The sequence below is a fragment of the Amycolatopsis ultiminotia genome (genome assembly GCF_039536925.1).
GTDB lineage: Bacteria > Actinomycetota > Actinomycetes > Mycobacteriales > Pseudonocardiaceae > Amycolatopsis > Amycolatopsis ultiminotia.
Genome location: NZ_BAAAZN010000016.1, coordinates 24,104 through 36,359, shown reverse-complemented (window position 1 = coordinate 36,359; position 12,256 = coordinate 24,104). Strand labels below are relative to the sequence as shown.

At 72.0% G+C, this 12,256-nt stretch carries 11 protein-coding genes; 9 read left to right on the top strand and 2 right to left on the bottom strand.

From position 1 onward, the window contains the following. Nucleotides 1-4: 4 nt before the first annotated feature. Nucleotides 5-355, bottom strand: coding sequence for a YciI family protein (locus tag ABD793_RS30560; protein WP_344866270.1), 351 nt, complete (start codon nucleotides 353-355; stop codon nucleotides 5-7). A 163-nt stretch (nucleotides 356-518) separates the two neighbouring features. Next, nucleotides 519-1,958: a bifunctional phosphatase PAP2/diacylglycerol kinase family protein gene (locus ABD793_RS30555; protein ID WP_344866268.1), complete on the bottom strand. Its 1,440-nt coding sequence runs from the start codon at nucleotides 1,956-1,958 to the stop codon at nucleotides 519-521. A gap of 203 nt (nucleotides 1,959-2,161) precedes the next feature. Here ABD793_RS30555 and pafA point away from each other — a divergent pair, with 203 nt between their 5' ends. The 9 genes from pafA to ABD793_RS30510 all read left to right on the top strand — a co-directional run bounded on the left by pafA (nucleotide 2,162) and on the right by ABD793_RS30510 (nucleotide 12,141). Beyond that, nucleotides 2,162-3,520: a Pup--protein ligase gene (gene pafA / locus ABD793_RS30550; protein WP_344866266.1), complete on the top strand. Its 1,359-nt coding sequence runs from the start codon at nucleotides 2,162-2,164 to the stop codon at nucleotides 3,518-3,520. A 39-nt stretch (nucleotides 3,521-3,559) separates the two neighbouring features. Next, entirely contained in the window at nucleotides 3,560-4,597 is a 1,038-nt protein-coding gene (locus ABD793_RS30545) for a WD40/YVTN/BNR-like repeat-containing protein (RefSeq protein ID WP_344866264.1), read from the top strand. A 220-nt stretch (nucleotides 4,598-4,817) separates the two neighbouring features. Then, nucleotides 4,818-5,807 carry a helix-turn-helix transcriptional regulator gene (locus ABD793_RS30540; protein WP_344866262.1) on the top strand — a complete coding sequence of 330 codons (990 nt, stop codon included), beginning with the start codon at nucleotides 4,818-4,820 and terminating at the stop codon, nucleotides 5,805-5,807. Beyond that, nucleotides 5,804-6,784: a helix-turn-helix transcriptional regulator gene (locus tag ABD793_RS30535; protein ID WP_344866260.1), complete on the top strand. Its 981-nt coding sequence runs from the start codon at nucleotides 5,804-5,806 to the stop codon at nucleotides 6,782-6,784. The genes ABD793_RS30540 and ABD793_RS30535 overlap by 4 nt, the downstream gene beginning before the upstream one ends. A gap of 9 nt (nucleotides 6,785-6,793) precedes the next feature. Continuing rightward, nucleotides 6,794-7,018 (top strand): bacteriophage holin, encoded by a 225-nt coding sequence (locus ABD793_RS30530; protein WP_344866258.1) that lies wholly within the window; start codon nucleotides 6,794-6,796, stop codon nucleotides 7,016-7,018. Between the two features lie 25 nt (nucleotides 7,019-7,043). Further along, a complete protein-coding gene (gene tatA / locus ABD793_RS30525; RefSeq protein ID WP_344866256.1) occupies nucleotides 7,044-7,373 on the top strand; it encodes a Sec-independent protein translocase subunit TatA in 330 nt (109 codons plus the stop codon). Between the two features lie 92 nt (nucleotides 7,374-7,465). Then, nucleotides 7,466-8,428: a twin-arginine translocase subunit TatC gene (gene tatC / locus ABD793_RS30520; RefSeq protein WP_344866254.1), complete on the top strand. Its 963-nt coding sequence runs from the start codon at nucleotides 7,466-7,468 to the stop codon at nucleotides 8,426-8,428. A 5-nt stretch (nucleotides 8,429-8,433) separates the two neighbouring features. Next, a complete protein-coding gene (locus tag ABD793_RS30515; RefSeq protein ID WP_344866252.1) occupies nucleotides 8,434-9,321 on the top strand; it encodes a diacylglycerol/lipid kinase family protein in 888 nt (295 codons plus the stop codon). A 54-nt stretch (nucleotides 9,322-9,375) separates the two neighbouring features. Continuing rightward, nucleotides 9,376-12,141, top strand: coding sequence for a DEAD/DEAH box helicase (locus tag ABD793_RS30510; RefSeq protein WP_344866250.1), 2,766 nt, complete (start codon nucleotides 9,376-9,378; stop codon nucleotides 12,139-12,141). Nucleotides 12,142-12,256: the final 115 nt, after the last annotated feature.

The window sequence follows — 12,256 nt, the reverse complement described above, 5'->3', positions numbered from 1 at the left end:
CTGCTCAGGCGCCGAAGTCGGCGATCGGGCGGACCACGACCGATCCGTCGCGGGCTCCGGGACAGCGGGCGGCCCAGTCGAGTGCGACGTCGAGGTCGGGGACGTCCAGTACGTAGAACCCGCCGAGGAGTTCCCTGGTCTCGGCGAACGGGCCGTCGGTGGTGATCGAGCGCGTGCCGTCCGGGCCGACCTTGACGGTGGTGGCGGTGACCAGGTCGGCGAGTGATTCTCCGGTGACGTACACCCCCGCGTCGCGGACTTCTTTGTCGTAGGCGATCCAGTCGGTGGGCTCGCAGCCGGTGGGGCTGCCGTTCTCGTCGAGTGCGGAGGCGTGCACCAGCAGCAGGTACTTCATGGCGTGCTCCCTTGCAGGTCGGGTGCGGTCCCGGTGGCCGCACGCCGGTACCACGAGCGGCGGCGGCCCGGATGGACACCTCCGGCGAAGATTCTTCCGGAGCATTCCGGTCCGGGGCGGCCGCGTCGAGTGGTTTCCGGATCAGGGGAGTGCAGTCCGGGCGTTATTCGGTTTCGTCGGGATTGCGGTAGATGGTCAGCGCGCTCGGCCGGGAGCGGAACCGGAACTCGCGGCCGAGGGGGCCGACTTCGCCGTCGGTGGCCACCCGGCGGTTGCCGTCGTGCAGGCGGACGCGCAGTTCCGGCAGGTCGTGCTGCTGGTAGACGTGGCTGGCGTGCAGGCTGCTGGTGATCATCGCGAGCAGGAACCGGGCGCGCGAGTAGGGCAGGTCGGCCCGCAGGTAGCGCACGTCGAGCAGACCGGTGTCGAGTGCGGGTCGCCGGGACGGTGCGAAGCCCTTGGGGGAGTAGGTGCCGTTGCCGACGAAGAGCAGCCAGATCTGTGTGGGTTCGCCGTCCAGGTCCACCCGCAGCGGTTTCGCCCGGCGCAGGACCCTGGCGAGCGCGAGGGCCGCGGCCGGCCATTTGGGGTGTTTTTCCTGGAGTTTTTCCCGGAGCCGCACCATTTCCGGGTAGCCGCCGAGGCTTGCGGTGTTGACGAACCAGCGGTGTGCGAACCCGTCGCTGCCGCTGATCTCGACCTCGCCGAGGTCGACGCCGACGGCGTGGCCGCCCTCGGTTGCCGCGTCCGCGTCGGGCATCGAGCGCACGCCGACGTCGCGGGCGAAGTGGTTGAGCGTGCCTGCCGGGATCAGCGCGAGCGGGAGCCCGCGTTCCGCGGCCAGCGACGCGACCGAGGCGACCGTGCCGTCGCCGCCGGCGACGCCCAGTGCGCGGACGTTGCCGTGTGCGTCGATCTCCTCGGCGAGCAGGTCGCGCAGGTCACAGGAGGGGTCCGGATAGCGGAGGGTCGCCTTCGGCCAGGCGTAGCGGACGTCCTCGGTCGGGTCTTGGCCGTCGACGCCGGAGTGCGGGTTGACCAGTGCGAGCATGTCCTCGCCGTCGCGCATCACCGGTGCCTCGGCCCGGTGCGCGGTGCGGGCCCGCAGGTCCGGGCGCAGCGGCCACCAGTGCCGGGTCAGCGCGGCTGCGCCGAGGCCGATGGCCAGGCCTGCGCCGACGTCGCTGGGCCAGTGCACGCCGGTGTGCACGCGGGAGTAGGCCACCAGACCGGCCAGCGGGGCGAGGGCGAGCCCGGCGCGGGGCGATTCCATGGCGACCGCGGTGGCGAACGCCGCGGCCGAGGCGGCGTGCCCGGACGGGAACGACGAGGAGGTCGGGCGGCGGCGCAGCCTGCGGTGCTCGGGCACCTCGTCCTCGGCCGGGCGGCGGCGCGGGAGGAGCGGCTTGCCCACCAGGTTGGCCGCGGCGCTGGCTCCGGCGATCGCCGCGATCCCGCGCAGTGCGCCCCGGCGGGCGGGGCCCTTGCGGGCGGCGAGCACTGCTGCCACGCCCCACCAGAGCCGGGATTTGTCCGCGCTTCGGGACAGCAGCGACAGCACGTCGTCGGCGCGGGTACGGGGGAGCGCGGCACTGCGCCGCATCAGCTCCCGATCCCCTCGGCCTACCTGCCGGAATGCCTGGCCGAGCTGGTGCAACGCGGTTGCCGGGGCACGGTGCGCGAACGGGGTCCGGTCGCCAGCGGCAACCGGTTTCCGGCAGGTTTTCACCCAACGCAACGTACCGACCGCGTGTCGACGCCCGAACGGCGCACCGGTGGAGGGGGTGCAGCGCCTACTCTGGTGGCATGCAGCGGCGGATCTTTGGCATCGAGACCGAGTTCGGGGTCACGTGCACCTTTCACGGCCAGCGCAGGCTCTCCCCGGACGAGGTCGCGCGCTATCTGTTCCGGCGGGTCGTCTCCTGGGGACGCTCGTCGAACGTGTTCCTGTCCAACGGCTCGAGGCTCTACCTCGATGTGGGCTCGCACCCGGAGTACGCGACCGCGGAGTGCGACGACCTCACCCAGCTCGTCACGCACGACAAGGCGGGTGAGCGGATCCTGGAGGACCTGCTGACCGACGCCGAGCGGCGGCTCGCGGACGAGGGCATCGGCGGGGACATCTTCCTGTTCAAGAACAACACCGATTCGGCGGGCAACTCCTACGGCTGTCACGAGAACTACCTGGTGACGCGGGCGGGCGAGTTCTCCCGGATTGCCGATGTGTTGCTGCCGTTCCTGGTCACCCGCCAGCTGATCTGCGGTGCGGGCAAGGTGCTGCAGACCCCGCGTGGCGCGGTGTACTGCCTGTCCCAGCGTGCGGAGCACATCTGGGAGGGCGTTTCGAGTGCGACGACCAGGTCGCGGCCGATCATCAACACCCGGGACGAACCGCATGCGGACGCCGAGCGGTACCGCAGGCTGCACGTGATCGTCGGCGACTCCAACATGGCCGAGCCGACCACCATGCTGAAGATCGGATCGGCGAACCTGGTGCTGGAGATGATCGAGGCCGGGGTGCAGTTCCGGGACTTCACCCTGGACAACCCGATCCGGGCGATCCGCGAGATCAGCCACGACCTGACCGGGCGCCGCCAGGTGCGTCTCGCGGGCGGGCGGGAGGCGTCCGCGCTGGACATCCAGCGGGAGTACCACGCCCGTGCCGTGCAGCATCTCAAGGAGAACGGTTCGACGCCTGCCAACGAGCGGGTGGTCGAGCTGTGGGGCCGTGCGCTCGAGGCGGTCGAACAGCAGGACTTCAGCAAGATCGACACCGAGATCGACTGGGCGATCAAGCACCGTCTGGTGGAGCGCTACCGAGTCAAGCACGACCTGGACCTGTCGAGCCCGCGGGTGGCGCAGCTGGACCTGGCCTACCACGACATCCGGCGCGGCCGTGGCGTGTTCGACCTGCTGCAGCGCAAGGGCCTGGTCCGCAGGGTCACCGACGACGGGGAGATCGAGGCCGCGAAGGACACCCCGCCGCAGACCACCCGTGCCAAGCTGCGGGGTGATTTCATCGCCGCCGCGCAGTCGGCCGGGCGCGACTTCACCGTCGACTGGGTGCACCTCAAGCTCAACGACCAGGCCCAGCGGACCGTGCTGTGCAAGGACCCGTTCCGGGCGGTCGACGAACGGGTGGAACGGCTGATCAGTTCGCTGTAACCGACGAAAGTCGCCGGGCGGATGCGGCAGGATCGGCGCATGCGTGCGGTACGTGCGGTGCTGGTCCTGCTGGCGGTGCTGTCGGTGGCCCTTTCCGGGGTCGCGGCGGCGACCGGTCTCCCGTCGTGGCGGCTCACCCCCACCGGGGTGAGTGCGCAGTTCCGCGGCCTGTCCGCGGTCAGCGCGCACGTCGCGTGGGTGAGTGGCACCGAGGGGACCGTGCTGCGCACCGTCGACGGCGGACGCAGCTGGGCCGCGGTCGGTCCGCCCGGCACCGGTGCGCTGGAGTTCCGGGACATCGAAGCGTTCGACGCGGACCACGCCGTGGTGCTGTCGATCGGTCCCGGCAGCGATTCCCGGATCTACCGCACGGACGACGCGGGCGCGCACTGGCGCCAGACGTTCGGCAACCCCGACCAGGCCGCGTTCTACGACTGCCTCGCGTTTTTCGATCCGTGGCGCGGCCTGGCGATGAGCGATCCGGTGGACGGCCGGTTCCGCATGCAGGCGACGTCCGACGGCGGACGCAGCTGGCGGCAGCTCCCGGACGACGCGTTCCCGCCCGCGCTGCCCGGAGAAGCCGGGTTCGCCGCGAGCGGCCAGTGCGTGAGCACTTCCGGCCCGTTCGATGCCTGGCTGGCCACCGGCGGCGGTGCACGCGCCCGCGTGCTGCACTCCGGCGACGGCGGACGGCACTGGAGCGCGTCGGACACGCCGCTGCCCAGCAGTGCGTCGGCCGGAGTCTTCGCGGTCGCGTTCCGGACACCGTGGCAGGGCGTGGCGATCGGCGGTGATTACGCCAGCCCGGATACACCCGGCCCGGCCGTGGCGTTCAGTGGCGACCGCGGCCACCGCTGGCACACGCCGCAGCAATATCCGCCGGGCTATCGCTCCGGCCTGGCCTGGCGCGGGGGCACGGTCGTGGCAGTCGGTCCCGGCGGCAGCGACCTCAGCCACGACGGCGGGCACGCCTGGACCCCGTTCGACACCGGCAGCTTCGACACCGTCGACTGCACCCCCACCGGCAGCTGCTGGGCCGGCGGAGTCGACGGCCGTGTCGCCCGGCTGGTGCCCTGACGGACCTGGCCGGCGCACCATGAGGTCGTTGACGTCCACCACCGGCGGCTGCTGCACCGCGTAGCCCGCGTGATGTCCTCGACAGCCAGCTGCGGCTTTGCCGGCAGCTCGGCGCCGGGCACCAGAAGTACTCGCTCGCTCCTGCACCCGGGCGGGGCTGTGCGACGCGCGAACCCCGGACCTCACGATCGGGCCGGTGCGTGCGAGCTACAGTCGTCTGGTGTCCACCGCACGCGCCGAACGGCTGGTCAATCTCGTGCTGGCCCTGTTGTCCACCCGGCAGTACCTCACCGCCGAGCGGATCCGCGGCATCGTGCCCGGGTACGCCGACGCGGCCAGTGACGACGCCTTCTTCCGCACGTTCGAACGGGACAAGACCGAACTGCGGGAGCTGGGCATCCCGCTGGAGACCGGCCGCAACTCCGCCTTCGACCCGGTCGAGGGTTACCGCATTGCCCGGCGCGACTACGAGCTGGGCGAGATCGACCTGGCCCCGGACGAGGCGGCCGCGGTCGGGCTCGCGGTGCGGCTGTGGGATTCGCCCGAGCTGACCGGACAGGCGCAGGGTGCGCTGGTGAAGCTGCGCGCGGCCGGGGTCGAGGTCGACGACCAGGCGCCGACCGTGATCGAGCCCCGGGTGCGCGCCGAACCGGCGTTCGGGCCGATGCTCGCCGCGGTGCAGTCCGGGCAGGCGGTGCGTTTCGAATACCGCCGCAGCGGCTCGCCGGAACGCCGTATCCGCACCCTCGAACCGTGGGGTGTGGTGTCCTGGCGGGCCCGGTGGTACGTGGTCGGGCACGACCGGGACCGCGACGCGTCCCGCTGCTTCCGGCTCTCCCGCGTCACCGGCCGGGTCACGCCGTTCGGCCCCGCAGGCGCGGTCACCCGGCCGGACGGGGTCAACCTGCTGCAGCTGGTGTCGGTCACCGGCGGGGACGAACCGTCGCCGGTCACCGCCGCGCGGTTGTGGGTGGCCGACGGCCGCGCCGCGGGCGTGCGCCGTCGCGGAGACGTCGTGGGCCGGGAGACCGTGGGCGGTGCAGTGGGCGATGTCGTCGAGATCGGCCTGTACTTCCCCGAGTCGGCCGCCGACTGGATCGCCGCGCAGGGCGCCGACGTGCTCGTGCTGGAACCGGACGTACTGGCCAAGGCCGTGCTGCACCGGCAGGAAGCCGTCCTCGCCCGCGCCGAACAGGGGAGCGGCCGGTGAGCGGATCCGGAGAGCGGATGCCCCGGCTGCTGGCACTGGTGCCCTACCTGCTTGCCCGCCCCGGCATCCGGATCGACGAGGCGGCCCACGACTTCGACGTCACGCCCCGGCAGCTGCGCAAGGACCTCGAGCTGCTGTGGATGTGCGGCCTGCCCGGCTACGGTCCCGGCGATCTGATCGACCTGTCCTTCGAGGGCGACACCATCGTGGTCACCCACGACGCCGGGATGAACCGGCCGCTGCGGCTGACCGGCGGTGAGGCGACCGCGCTGCTGGTCGCGCTGCGCGCGCTCGCGGAAACCCCGGGCGTGGCCGACGGCGACGCGGTGCGCCGGGCCATCGCCAAGATCGAGGACGCGGCAGGACAGGCGCGCCCGGCAGGCGTGGTGGTCGGTGGCGGGGTCCGCGAGGGCGCCCGCGCTGCGCAGACCAGGGAGGCCGTCGCCGGTGCCCTGCAGGCGGGCCGTGCGCTGCGGATCCGCTACTACACCGCGTCGAAGGACCAGATCACCGAGCGCACCGTGGACCCGATGCGCCTGGTCATCGTGCAGGCGGTCGGCTATCTCGAGGCCTGGTGCCGCCGCGTCGAGGACGTCCGGCTGTTCCGGCTCGACCGGATCGACGGGCTGACCGTGCTGGACGAGCCGGCCGCGCCCCCTGCGCACGCCCGCGCCACCGATCTGTCCGACGGGGTCTTCTCGCCCCGTCCGGACCAGCAGGTCGCGCACCTGGTGCTGGAACCGGACGCCCGCTGGGTCGCCGAGTACTACCCGTGCGAGGAACTCGCCGAACTCGACGGCGGGCGGCTGCGCATCGCGATGCGCTACAGCGACGAGCCCTGGATGGTGCGGCTGGTGCTCAGCCTCGGCGGGGAAGCGCTGGTGGAGACCCCGGACGAACTGGCGGCCGCGGTCCGCCGCCGGGCCGCCGAGGCGGTGGCCAGAGCCCGTCACCTCACGTCCACCTCGGACCGTTAAGGTGACGGCGTGCCGTACCTGCCCACCTACGTGCTGCTCGCCGTCGGCCTGCTCCTGCTGGTCGTGCTGCTGGTGCGGACGATCGGAGTCTTGCGCCGCCTGCGCCGCACGGTGAGCATGGTGAGTGCGGCCGCCCACGACCGGACCGGGCTGCTGCGTGCCCGCTCCGCGGCCCTGCGGGTGGCGGTGGCACAACGCCGCGAAGCACCGCGGACCCAGTACCATCGGCAGTGACCCCAGAGAAGGAGGGCAGACGACCATGAACGCGCTGCAGCCGTGGCACATCATCATCCTGGTGCTCGTGGTGGTTCTGCTGTTCGGAGCGAAGCGGCTGCCGGACGCCGCCCGGTCCATCGGCAAGTCCATGAAGATCTTCAAGGCCGAGACCAAGGACCTCTCCGGCGAAGCCAAGGCAGGCGAGAACGACGCCGAGCCCGCCGAGACCCGCCAGATCCCGCCTGCCGCCACCACGCCGGCCCCGTCCGCTCCGTCGGCACAGGACCAGCAGGTCGCCGACCTCCAGCGGCAGCTCGACGAGATGAAGAAGCAGCAGGCGTCCGCCGACCAGCCGCAGAAGAACGCGAGCTGACCTCCGCGGAGCACTCTTCCCGGTTTCCGGTCCACGCGACGCGCTGAGCACCCGGCGCGTCGCGCGGGGCTACGACGAGAACGGAACGATCAGTGGCGGAAGCCGTCAACGGCGGCCGGTCCTCGCGGAGGAGCCGGCGCAGCCGCCGGGCCAACCCGGACGGCACGATGACGCTCATCGAGCACATCTACGAATTCCGCCGTCGGCTCGGCTGGGCCCTGCTGTTCGTGGTTGTCGGCGGCATCTTCGGGTTCATCTGGTTCGAACAGCACCTCGGGGTGATCCCGTCGCTCGGCGACATCATGAAGGGCCCGTACTGCGCGATCCCCGCGCAGCAGCGGTTCGACGGCGGCTCCGGCGGCTGCAAACTGCTGCAGACGGTGCCGTTCGAGGCGTTCATGGTGCGGTTGAAGGTCGGTGTCGCGGCCGGGGCGGTCCTGCTCTCCCCGGCCTGGCTGTACCAGATCTGGGCGTTCATCGCGCCGGGTCTCTACGCCAGGGAACGCCGGTACGCGACGATCTTCGTCAGCTTCGCCTCGGTGCTCTTCGCCGCCGGTGCGGTGCTGGCCTACCTGCTCGTCCCGCATGCGCTCGCGCTGCTCGCCGGGTTCGGCCAGGAGCAGTTCGTCACCGCGCTCACCGCGGACAAGTACATCTCGTTCATCCTGTCGCTGCTGGTGATCTTCGGGGTGAGCTTCGAACTGCCGCTGCTCGTGGTCATGCTCAACCGGGTCGGCGTGCTCAAGTACCAGCAGCTCAAGAAGTGGCGCCGCGGCATCCTGTTCGCGCTGTTCGTGTTCGCCGCGTTCGCCACCCCCGGCTCGGACCCGTTCTCCATGCTCGGCCTCGCCGCCGCGCTCACCCTGCTGTTCGAGATCTCCATCCAGATCGCCCGTTTCCACGACCGCAAGCTCGGCAGGGAACGCGCCGACGAGGGCTGGGACAAGCTCGCCGACGACGAGGCCGCACCGTTCGACTACACGCCGAGCAGCATCGAGGACGACTCGACGACCACGCCGGGGCCGTCCTCCCGCTCGACCGACGACATCACCTGACCCCCGTGGGCCTGCACGCGGCGCTGGCCGTGCACCCCGCATCCGGCCGTGGTGCCGCCGCGCGCGTCGCGGAAGCCGTGGCCGCCCGGCTTCGCCCCGCGGTCGACCGGCTGGACGTGCTCACCGCGACCAGCGTCGAGGAGTCCCGTGCGCTGATGCGGTCCTCGCACGCCGAGGGTCTCGACGTGCTGATCGTGCTCGGCGGAGACGGCGCCGCGCACCAGGGTGTGCAGTTCTGCGCCGAGCACGACGTGGCACTCGGCCTGGTCCCCTCCGGCACCGGCAACGACCTCGCCCGCGCTCTCGGCATCCCGGCCGATCCGCGCGCCGCCACCGACCGGCTGGCCCGAGCGCTGCAGGCGGGCCACCGCCGCCGCATCGACCTCGGCAGGCTCGCCGACGCCTGGTTCGCCACCGTGCTGTGCAGCGGATTCGACGCCGCGGTCAACGCCCGCGCCAACCGGCTGCGGTGGCCGCAGGGACCGCGCCGCTACGACGTCGCCATCCTCGCCGAACTCGCCGCGTTCCGGCCCCGGCCGATCGTCCTGCACACCGATGAGGGCACGCTGGAACTCGAAGCCACCCTCGTCGCGGCGGGCAACACCCCGTACTACGGCGGCGGCATCCCGGTCTGCCCCGGCGCCGACCCCGGCGACGGCCTCTTCGACGTCACGGTGATCGGCTCCGCCGGCCGGTTCGGGCTGGTGCGGATGCTGCCGGGGCTGCGCACCGGCCGGCACCTCGGGCACCCCGCGGTGCGGACCCTGCGCACCCGCACACTGCGCGTCGAGGCACCCGGCTGGCCCGCCTACGCCGACGGCGAGGACCAGTCCCGCACCCCGGTCGAGGCGACCTGCGTGCCGTCCGCGCTCACCGTCGTCGTTCCGAGGTGACGACCGGCGGCACGCCGCCTGCGCGTGCACCGCGTCGTGTGGAACCCTGACGGGGTGGCCACTAGCCCTTCACCATCACCGGCCGAGGCCTATGCGGCCTCGCGGCGCCGCGCCAAGTACCCCCAGCTGACCCGGTTCGCCGGCGAGGTGTCGTTCGAGTTCGACGACTTCCAGGTCCGCGGCTGCGAAGCCCTCGAAGACGGCCACGGCGTGCTGGTGTGCGCGCCCACCGGCGCAGGCAAGACCGTGGTCGGCGAATTCGCCGTGCACCTGGCGCTGGCCGAGGGCCGCAAATGCTTCTACACCACGCCGATCAAGGCGCTGTCGAACCAGAAGTACACCGACCTCGCCGGCCGGTACGGCACCGACGCGGTCGGCCTGCTCACCGGCGACACCTCGATCAACGGCAACGCCCAGGTGGTCGTGATGACCACCGAGGTACTGCGGAACATGCTCTACGCAGGCAGCCCGGCCATCCCCGAACTCGGCTACGTCGTGATGGACGAGGTGCACTACCTCGCCGACCGGTTCCGCGGTGCGGTCTGGGAAGAGGTCATCCTGCACCTGCCCGAGCACGTGCGCGTGGTCGGGCTGTCGGCCACGGTCAGCAACGCCGAGGAGTTCGGCGAATGGCTCGTGGAGGTCCGCGGGGACACCACCGTGGTGGTCGACGAACACCGTCCGGTGCCGCTGTGGCAGCACATGCTCGTGGGCAACCAGCTGATGGACCTGTTCGCCGGGCAGAACGCGGCCGACCCGGGGGAGCAGCTGCGGATCAACCCGACCCTGCTGCGCCGCGCCGAGGACCTCGGCCGTTACGCTCCGGCCTTCCGCGGGCCCCGCGGCGGCAGGCGCGGGGCACCGCAGCGTGGCCCCCGGTTCCGGCCGCCGTCCCGCGTGGACGTCGTGGACCGGCTCGACACCGCCGGCCTGCTGCCCGCGATCGTGTTCATCTTCTCCCGCGCCGGCTGCGACGCCGCGGTCGCCCAGTGCGTGCGCTCCGGTCTGCGGCTCAACGATCCCGAACAGGTCGAGGAAGTCCGCCGGATCGTCGACGAGCGCACCGCCGAACTACCCGAGGGCGACCTCGGCGTGCTCGGCTACTGGGAATGGCGCGAAGCACTCGAACGCGGCATCGCAGGTCACCACGCCGGACTGCTGCCCGCGTTCAAGGAGACCGTCGAGGAACTGTTCGTCCGCGGACTGGTCAAGGTCGTCTTCGCCACCGAAACCCTCGCGCTCGGCATCAACATGCCCGCCCGCACCGTGGTGCTGGAACGGCTGGTGAAGTACAACGGCGAAGCGCACGTCGACCTCACCCCCGGCGAATACACCCAGCTCACCGGCAGGGCCGGGCGCCGGGGCATCGATGTCGAGGGACACGCCGTGGTCGCCTGGCAGCCCGGGGTCGACCCGAAGGCCGTCGCCGGACTGGCCTCCACCCGTACCTACCCGCTGCGCTCGTCGTTCCGGCCCGGCTACAACATGGCGGTGAACCTGGTCGCGCAGGTCGGTGCGGACGCCGCGCGCGATCTGCTGGAACAGTCGTTCGCGCAGTTCCAGGCCGACCGCTCGGTGGTCGGCACCTCGCGCCGGATCGAGCGCAACAAGGAAGCACTCGCCGGCTACGCGGAGGCGGTCACCGGGGACTTCGACCAGACGCTGGAGTACGTGGAGCTGCGCGCGAAGATCTCCGCCCGCGAGAAGGCACTGGCCAGGCAGAACACCTCGGCCCGCCGCGCGGGCACCGCCGAATCACTGGAGAAGCTGCGCAAGGGCGATGTCATCGCGGTCCCGGCAGGCCGCCGAGCCGGCCTCGCCGTCGTGGTGGACCCCGGGCTCGACCCGATCCGCGAACCACGCCCGGTGGTCGTCACCGAGGACCGCTGGTCCGGGCCGCTTTCCGTCGCCGACTTCCCGGCCCCGGTCGAACCACTCGGCCGGATCCGGCTGCCCAAACACCTCGAACTGCGCTCCCCGAAGACCCGCCGAGACATCGCGTCGTCGCTGCGCAACGCCGGTATCGAGCCGCCCGGCAGGCAACGCCGCCGCACCGGCACCGGCGACGACGCGGAACTGGCCGCGCTGCGCCGCGCGCTGCGTGCGCACCCGTGCCACGGCCTTGCCGAACGTGAGGCGAACCTGCGCTGGGTCGAGCGTTACCAACGGCTGGTCACCGAAACCGAGCAGCTGGAACGCAAGGTCGCCGCGACCACGCACTCGCTGGCCCGAGCGTTCGACCGGATCCTGCGGCTGCTCGGCGAACGCGGCTACCTCGGCCCCGGCACCGGCGAGGACCGCGTCACCGAACACGGCCGCCGGCTCGCCCGGCTCTACAGCGAATCCGACCTGCTCGCCGCCGAATGCATCCGGCACGACGTGTGGTCCGGCCTCGGCCCGGCCGAACTGGCCGCGGTCGTGTCCACCCTGGTGTTCGAGGCCCGCCGGGACACCGCGGGCGAACCCCGGCTGCCCGGTGGTGCGGTGCCCGGCGCCTGGCAGGAGACCAGCAGGCTGTGGGTCGAACTGACCGAGGACGAACGACGGCACCGGCTCGAGCGCACCCGCGAACCGGACGCCGGATTCGCCTGGCCGGTGTACCGCTGGGCGCGCGGGGAATCGCTGGAGAAGGTGCTCACCGCCGCCGAGACCAACGGACAGGAACTGTCCGCCGGTGATTTCGTCCGCTGGTGCCGCCAGGTGATCGATCTGCTCGACCAGATCCGCGACGTCCTCGGCAAAGCCGACCCGGTCGGCGCCACCGCCGCGGCCGCGGTCCGCGCGCTGCGCCGCGGCGTCGTCGCGGCCGGCAGCGCGTGAGGATCCGGGCAGCCCGCGGGGACCGGCCGGACACCGTGCGCGGGGGCGCGTGTGCTCGGCCCGCACCTGTGGTTGGATCGCGCACGGACGCACGCGAATGAAGGCGGAGGCAACG

Bases quoted from the DNA above. Each gene is read 5' to 3' on its own strand.
- ABD793_RS30560 (WP_344866270.1), bottom strand. From the start codon at position 355: ATGAAGTACCTGCTGCTGGTGCACGCCTCCGCACTCGACGAGAACGGC.
- ABD793_RS30555 (WP_344866268.1), bottom strand. From the start codon at position 1,958: ATGCGGCGCAGTGCCGCGCTCCCCCGTACCCGCGCCGACGACGTGCTG.
- pafA (WP_344866266.1), top strand. From the start codon at position 2,162: ATGCAGCGGCGGATCTTTGGCATCGAGACCGAGTTCGGGGTCACGTGC.
- ABD793_RS30545 (WP_344866264.1), top strand. From the start codon at position 3,560: ATGCGTGCGGTACGTGCGGTGCTGGTCCTGCTGGCGGTGCTGTCGGTG.
- tatA (WP_344866256.1), top strand. From the start codon at position 7,044: ATGAACGCGCTGCAGCCGTGGCACATCATCATCCTGGTGCTCGTGGTG.